Genomic DNA, 6,898 nt, shown 5'->3' with positions numbered 1-6,898 from the left:
GTACGCACCTCGTGCCGAGGCAGTGCGTCGCCGGTGTCCTGCGCCGGGCCGTAGGCGGGGCCGGGAGCGTTGAGGTCATCTTCAGTCACTTTGCAAAGTCTGCTACTTTGCAAAGCCGTTGGCAAGGGAGCCTTGCCCGGAAGGAGACAGCGATGCCTGCGCGTCACGACCCCCTGTATCCCGCGCTGCCCCCGGAGGCGGCGCGCAGTTCCGTGCGGCGGATCACGGTGGTGGGGGAGGAGATTCTGAGCCGCCGGTGCCAGGAGGTGACCGAGTTCGGTACGGCGGAACTGTCAGCCCTCATCGACGACATGTTCCTGACGATGTACGTGGCCGACGGAGCGGGCCTCGCCGCCAACCAGGTGGACGTCGACCTGCGGCTCTTCGTCTACGACTGCCCGGACGACGAGGGCATCCGGCACACCGGCCACATCATCAACCCCGTCCTTGACCTGCCCGCTCCCGGAAGCCGCCGACTCCTCGACGACTCCGAGGGCTGCCTGTCCGTTCCGGGCGCCACCATGACGGTGCCCCGCACCGACCGGGCCGTCGTTCGCGGGCTGGACAAGGACGGTAACCCGCTCGTCGTCGAAGGTACGGGCTACTTCGCCCGGTGCCTGCAGCACGAGACCGACCACCTCATCGGCCACACCTATCTCGACCGGCTCTCCAAGCGGGACCGCAAGGACGCCTTGCGGCAGATGGAAGAACGCCGGGAGAGCGTCTTCGCGCAACGGGAGATCAAGGCCGGCAGCCTGGCGCGGCACGACGCGGGCAGGTGAGGCATGGAGCCCCCGCCCGGCCGGGGCGGGAGCCGTCGGCCTCCCGGTCGCAGGGACGGCCGCCGGCGCCCGCCGGCGGCTCAGAGTGCGGCGGAGGCGTCGGTGATCGCCTGGTCCAGGATCGACAGGCCGAGTGAGAGCTCCTCCTCGGTGGCCGTCAGCGGCGGGGCCATCCGCAGGACCCCGCCCATGCCGGGGAGTTGGACGATGTTCATGTGCAGGCCCAGTTCGAGGCAGCGGCGGGTGACCTGCGCCCCCAGTTCGCTCGAGTGCTCCTTGGTCTCGCGGTCGGCGACGAGTTCGAGCCCGGCCAGCAGGCCGCGGCCGCGGATGTCGCCGACGACCGGGTGCCGCGCGGCGAGGTCGGCAAGTCCCTGGTGGAGGAACGCGCCCAGCGATCGCGCACGCTCGTCGAGCTTGTCGGCGGTCAGGACGTCGAGGACGGTGTTGCCGACCGCGGCCACCAGCGGGTCGGCCACGTGCGTGGTGAAGAACAGATAGCCGCGCTCGTACGCCTCCTGCTCGATCTCGGCGCTGGTCACCACCGCCGCCAGCGGCAGTCCCGCACCCAGGGTCTTGGACAGCGTGAGGATGTCGGGCACGACGCCGTCGCGCTCGAACGCGTACCACGTCCCGGTGCGGCACAGGCCGGTCTGGGCCTCGTCGAGGATCAGCAGCATGCCGCGCTCGCGGCACTTGGCCTTCAGGGCCGCGAAGTAGCCGGCCGGGGGCTCGATGATGCCGCCCGAGCTGAGGATCGGTTCCACCAGGCACGCGGCGAGGCTGCCGGTCGACTGGGCGTCGATCAGGTCGAACGCGCAGTCCAGCTGGCGGCGCCAGTCCAGGGAGCCGTCCTCCGCGGTGAAGTCGGGCCGGTAGGAGTTCGGCACCGGGATGGCGAAGTTGCCGGGCGCGCCAGGACCGTAGCCCTTGCGGCCCGCGCTGTAGGTGGCGGACGCGGCAGCCTGCGTCATGCCGTGCCAGGACCGGGCGAACGAGACGATCTCGTGCCCGCCGGTGACGAGCTTGGCCATCCGGATCGCGGCCTCGTTGGACTCGGCGCCGGTCGTCAGGAGCAGCGCCTTCTCCAGCGGCGCGGGCAGCGTCTCGGCCAGGCGCCGGGCGAGGTCGACCACGGGGCGGCTGAGCATGCCGCTGAAGAGATGGTCGAGGGAGGCGACCTGGCGCTGGACGGTCGCGACGATCTCCGGGTGCGAGTGGCCCAGGATCGCGCTCATCTGGCCGGAGGTGAAGTCCAGGATCTTCCGGCCGTCCGCGCTGTACACGAAACTACCGGCGGCCCGCTCGATGATCTCGGGGGTGAACTGGGGTCCGTAGCGTACGAGATGCCTCTCGGCGTCCGACCAGAAGGCGTCGGCGGACGGTGCGGCGACAGTGGATGCGGCGGTGGAAGCGGTCATGCCGCCGACGGTAGGGGCCCGCCGAGCGACACGTCCATCTCACGATTCCGGCTTTCCTGTTCGGAAATCCCGCACAACAATGGGGGTGTGATGAATCCCTGGAGGCTGCGGCTGCTGAGCCAGCTCGACACACTGGGCACGGTGCGGGCCGTCGCCCAGGCCGCTAACCTGAGCCCGTCGAGCGTGTCCCAGCAGCTCGCCGTGCTCGAGGCCGAAACACGCACCCAACTGCTCGAGCGGACGGGACGCCGGGTGCGGCTGACCCCGGCCGGGCTGATCCTCGCGCGCCGGGCACGGGCGATCCTCGACCACATGAACAGCGTCGAGGCGGAGCTGCGCGGCTTCGGCGAGGAACCGGCCGGACTGGTGCGCCTCGGGGCGTTCCAGAGCGCGATCCACACCATGGCCGTACCGGCGGTGAGCCGCCTGGCACGCGAGCATCCGCACCTGGACGTCGAACTGCTCGAACTGGAGCCACACGCGAGCATGCCCGCGCTGCGCGGCGGCGACGCGGACATCATCATCACGACCACGGACTTCGACGAACTGCCGCTGGGACCCGACATCGACCTCGTTCCGCTGGCCATGGACCCGGTCGTCCTGGTGGTCCCGCCCGATCACCCCGCGGTCGGGCGCGGCGCGGTGGACCTCGCCGCCTACGCGGACGAGGCATGGGCCTTCGACATCCCCCAGTCGTACATGGCCAACCTCGCACTGCGGCTGTGCCGTCAGTCGGGCTTCGAGCCGCGCGTGGTGTGCCGGTTCAGCAACTACATGATGACCCTGCAGCACGTGGAGGCCGGACTGTCGATCGCGCTGCTGCCCGGTCTCGCGGTCGACCGCCGATATGACGTCGCCACCAGGGAACTCGGCACGCCGGTGACCCGCACCATCACGGCAGCGATCCGCCGCGGCTCCCCGCCCCGCGCGGCCGTGCGCGCCGTCCTTGAGGCACTGCGGCACCACCCGGAACTGCCGTTGCCGCTGCCGGACGGCGAGTGAAGAACGCATACGCCGCCGGTCGCGGCTGCCGCCCGCCCGGCAGGGCCGATTGTCAGTGGCGGCTGAGAGTGTGGGAAGCATGGACAGGGACGAGGAGTTGCTGCGCGGCCGGGTCTACGGCCAGGACCACGACGACCCCCGGCAGGGCCCGCAGCCGGGACGGGCCTACGCCGAACTGGTCGGCGGGCCGCTGGACGGCCTGCTGCTCGACGTCACCGGCTGGACGAAGGGCGAGATGGACACCGGCGTCGCGCTGCCCACGGAACTCGGCCATTTCGGCGCCGGCGGACGGGCGCTGTACGACCCGCGCCCCGGCGACCGGCGGCGCTGGGACTGGGCCGGCGACACGCCCTGACCGCTCGCAAACTCCGGCGCGGCCCCCGGCCCACCCGCGATGGCCCGCCCGGCCTGCCACTGCACAATCCCCTCACCCCGCCGCAGCCGCACCTGCCCGCCCATCCGCCCCACCGCGAACGGACCGAGGAGACGCCCGCCCGAGATGCCCGGCCCCGGCAGAAGCAGGGCCGCTCGGCGCTTGGTTAACCTGCACGGGTGACCACCGACCTGACCCTGCTGCCGCGTGTCGCCTATCGCGGGCAGGAGGTCACCGCGCCCCGGCTGCGCGGCCTCCTCGCGCTGCTCGCGGGCGACGTGCGCACGGGCCGCAGCACCGGGCGGCTCGTGGCGGGGCTGTGGCCGGACACGCTGCCGGAGCATCCGGCAAAGGCCCTGCAAGTCCTCGTCTCCAGGGCGCGGGCGCAACTGGGCGCCGACGTCATCGCCGCCACACCGACCGGCTACCGGCTCACCCTCGCCGAGGAGCAGATCGACAGCTCCGCCCTGCTGCTGCACGCCGCCGCCGGCGCGGAGCGCGCCAGGGCCGGGGACCACGCGGGAGCACTCTCGGAGGCCGAAGCCGGGCTCGCGTTGTGGGAGGGCGCCCGTGACGAAGCCGGCGACACCGACGACCCCGTGGCCGCACTGCGCTGCGAACGCGCCCCGGTGCGCGGCATGCTGGTCCGCGCGCAGGCACTCGCGCTGGCCGGCCTGGGCCGGCACGCGGAGGCGGCAGGCCCGCTGGCCGTGGCCGCCGCGGAGCATCCGCACGACGAGGAGGTGCTCGCCGGGCTGCTGCGCGGTCAGGCGGCGACGGCCGGCCCGTCCGCCGCGCTCACCCGCTACGAGGCCTACCGGCGCGAGCTGCGCCAGGCGCTCGGCACGGAGCCCGGCGCCGGACTCAAGGCCCTCCAGGAGGAGTTGCTGCGCGGCGAGGCACCCGTGGCCAGACACGGCGTGCCGCACGAGCCGAACCCGCTGCTCGGCCGGGAGGAGGACATCGCAGCGGTGGAACGGCTGCTGCGCCACTCGCGCGCCGTCACCGTCACCGGCCCCGGCGGCCTTGGCAAGACCCGGCTCGCGCATGCCGTCAGCCGCCGGGCCGAGCAGCGCGTGGTGCACTTCGTGGCGCTCGCCGCCGTCACCGCGGACCAGGACGTGGCAAGGGAGGTGGCCTCCGCGCTCGGCGCGGGTGAGGGGCGGCACGGCGTCGTGAGCGGCCACGGCCCCGCCGACCCCGTGTCCGCCGTGCTGGGCGTGCTCGGCTCCGGCCCCGCGCTGCTGGTGCTCGACAACTGCGAGCAGGTCATCCGGGGCGCCGCCGCCCTCGTACAGCCCCTGGTCGCCGCGTCGCAGGAGCTGCGGGTGCTCGTCACCAGCAGGGCCCCGCTGGAGCTCACGTCGGAGGCGGTGTACGCGCTGCCGGAGCTGGGACTTGCCACCTCGGTCGAGCTGTTCACGCAGCGGGCCAGGGCCGCCAGGAGCGGCGTGGAGCTGCCGCCGGACGCGGTGGAGGGGCTGTGCCGCCACCTCGACGGGCTGCCGCTCGCGGTGGAGCTGGCCGCCGCGCGGGTGCGGGCCCTTTCCGTACCGGAGGTCGCCCGCCGCCTCGGCGACCGGTTCGCGCTGCTCCGCGGCGGGGCAAGGGACGTGCCGGAGCGCCACCGCACCCTGCACGCCGTCGTGGAGTGGAGCTGGAACCTGCTCTCGGAAGACGCTCGAGCGGCGCTGCGTACGCTGTCCGTCTTCCCCGGCGGCTTCTCCGGCGAAGCGGCGGAGCAGATCCTCGGCGACGAAGCACTGTTCCTCCTGGAGCAGTTGACCGGCCAGTCGCTGCTCACCGCCGCCGACACCCCGGCCGGTGTCCGCTTCCGGATGCTGGAGACCGTACGGGAGTTCAGTGCGGCCCGCCGCGCTGAGGCCGGCGAGGAGGACGAAGCCGTCGGCCGGTTCCTCGCCTGGGCGCGGGACTTCGGGGTCGCCCATCACCACGTGCTCGTCGGTTCGCGGCCGCTGGCGGCGCGCGAGCGGATCCGCGCCGAGCAGGACAACCTCGTACCGGCCCTGCGGCACGCCCTCTCCCGCGCGGACGGCCCCGCCACCGCCGCCCTCACCGCCGTCCTCGCCGCCCTGTGGTCCACCGACTCCAACTACCCGCGCCTGGCGAGCCTCGCCACGGACACCGGACCACTGCTCTCGCACTACCAACCCGCACCCGAGTACGTCGAAGTCGCCCGCGCCGCAGCGGTGTTGTGCGCGGCGGGCCAGATCATGAACCTCGGCCCGCATGCCGTGCGCCAGCTCGTCACCCTGCGGCGGCTTCCGCCGGCCCCGCCCGACACGCTGCCGCGCGCCATCGCCGTCGTGCTGAACGCCCTGCCCGCGATGCGGCCTCCCGGCTACGACATGCTGCGCACGCTCTGCGCGAGCAGCGAGCCCCTGGTCGCGGGCATCGCCGCATGCGTGGCCAGCTACGTCTGGGAGTACGAGCACGACATCGACCGGGCGCTCGCCTCGGCCCACGGGATGATCACCGCGCTGGGTCCGGTCGACAACCCGTCCCTGCAACTCATGGGCCATTCCCGGCTGAGCGAGCTGAGCTTGCGCGCGGGCCGGGGCCAGGTCGCCTACGACAACCTCAGGGCCGCGCTGCGGACGCTGCCGCTGCTCGGCGACGAGCACGACTACATCGGCATCCGCTCCGCCCTCGTCCTCGCCTGCCTGCAGCGCGGCGATCCCGACGAGGCCGAGGCCTGGCTGCGGAAGGCGGAGGTGACCAACACTCCTCGGGACGACGCCTTCTACAGCCCTGACCTCGGTGCCCGCGCCGAGATCGCGCTCGCCCGCGGGCTGACGGAGACCGGGCTCGCTCTGTGGCGCGGCGCCCTGGAGCGGATGCCCGAGGGCGGCTCGCTGTACGGCGGGGATCCCTGGCTCGATCCGTGGGCGCTCCAGGTCCAGTCGGCGGCCGTGACGGCGCACGCGCATGCAGGCCGCCTCGAACTCGTCGCGGGCCCGGCGGACCGGCTCCGCCGGCGACTGCGGACGCTGCTCGCCGACTTGCCCCGCTCACCCGTGGAGCTCCCGGTGATCGGAACGGTGCTGCACGCGCTCGGCATGGCGGCACTCGCCTCCGGCGACATCTCCGCCGTACGGATGATCGCGCTGGCCGAACGGCTGCGGGTGCTGCGCGAGTTCCAGCCGACGATGTCGGCGGACCGCGCCCGGCAGGCGGCGCAGAACGCCGACGGCGCCGCGTACACCGACGCGGTCTCGCGGTACGCCGCCCTGACACGGGCCGAGCTGTGGGAGGCAGCGCACACACTGGGCGGAAGCCCCGATGACATGGCGCCGGGG

General features: G+C 73.3%; 5 protein-coding genes. 4 read left to right on the top strand and 1 reads right to left on the bottom strand.

The window, feature by feature from the left end; genetic code table 11:
- The first annotated feature begins 152 nt into the window (after positions 1 to 152).
- Positions 153 to 782 (top strand): peptide deformylase, encoded by a 630-nt coding sequence (def, locus tag ACQKIP_RS35525; protein ID WP_365856437.1) that lies wholly within the window; start codon positions 153 to 155, stop codon positions 780 to 782.
- Positions 783 to 862: 80 nt separating this feature from the next.
- On the opposite strand, the gene ACQKIP_RS35520 is transcribed toward def, so the two are convergent.
- Positions 863 to 2,203, bottom strand: a complete 1,341-nt coding sequence (locus tag ACQKIP_RS35520) for an aspartate aminotransferase family protein (protein ID WP_365856439.1) — start codon at positions 2,201 to 2,203, stop codon at positions 863 to 865.
- A 90-nt stretch (positions 2,204 to 2,293) separates the two neighbouring features.
- Between ACQKIP_RS35520 and ACQKIP_RS35515 the strand changes: the two genes are divergently transcribed.
- From ACQKIP_RS35515 to ACQKIP_RS35505, 3 genes are all read left to right on the top strand, one after another.
- Positions 2,294 to 3,205, top strand: coding sequence for a LysR family transcriptional regulator (locus ACQKIP_RS35515; protein ID WP_427745084.1), 912 nt, complete (start codon positions 2,294 to 2,296; stop codon positions 3,203 to 3,205).
- Positions 3,206 to 3,284: 79 nt separating this feature from the next.
- Complete coding sequence (locus tag ACQKIP_RS35510; RefSeq protein ID WP_365856443.1) at positions 3,285 to 3,560, top strand: hypothetical protein; 276 nt, start codon at positions 3,285 to 3,287, stop codon at positions 3,558 to 3,560.
- Positions 3,561 to 3,757: 197 nt separating this feature from the next.
- A partial coding sequence (locus tag ACQKIP_RS35505; RefSeq protein WP_427745083.1) for an ATP-binding protein occupies positions 3,758 to 6,898 on the top strand: 3,141 nt, incomplete at its 3' end.

Origin of the sequence: Streptomyces sp. NPDC059900, assembly GCF_050270335.1 — a bacterium.
Taxonomy (GTDB): domain Bacteria; phylum Actinomycetota; class Actinomycetes; order Streptomycetales; family Streptomycetaceae; genus Streptomyces.
Note: the sequence above shows the minus strand (reverse complement) of the source record. Positions and strands in the feature narration are given on the sequence as shown.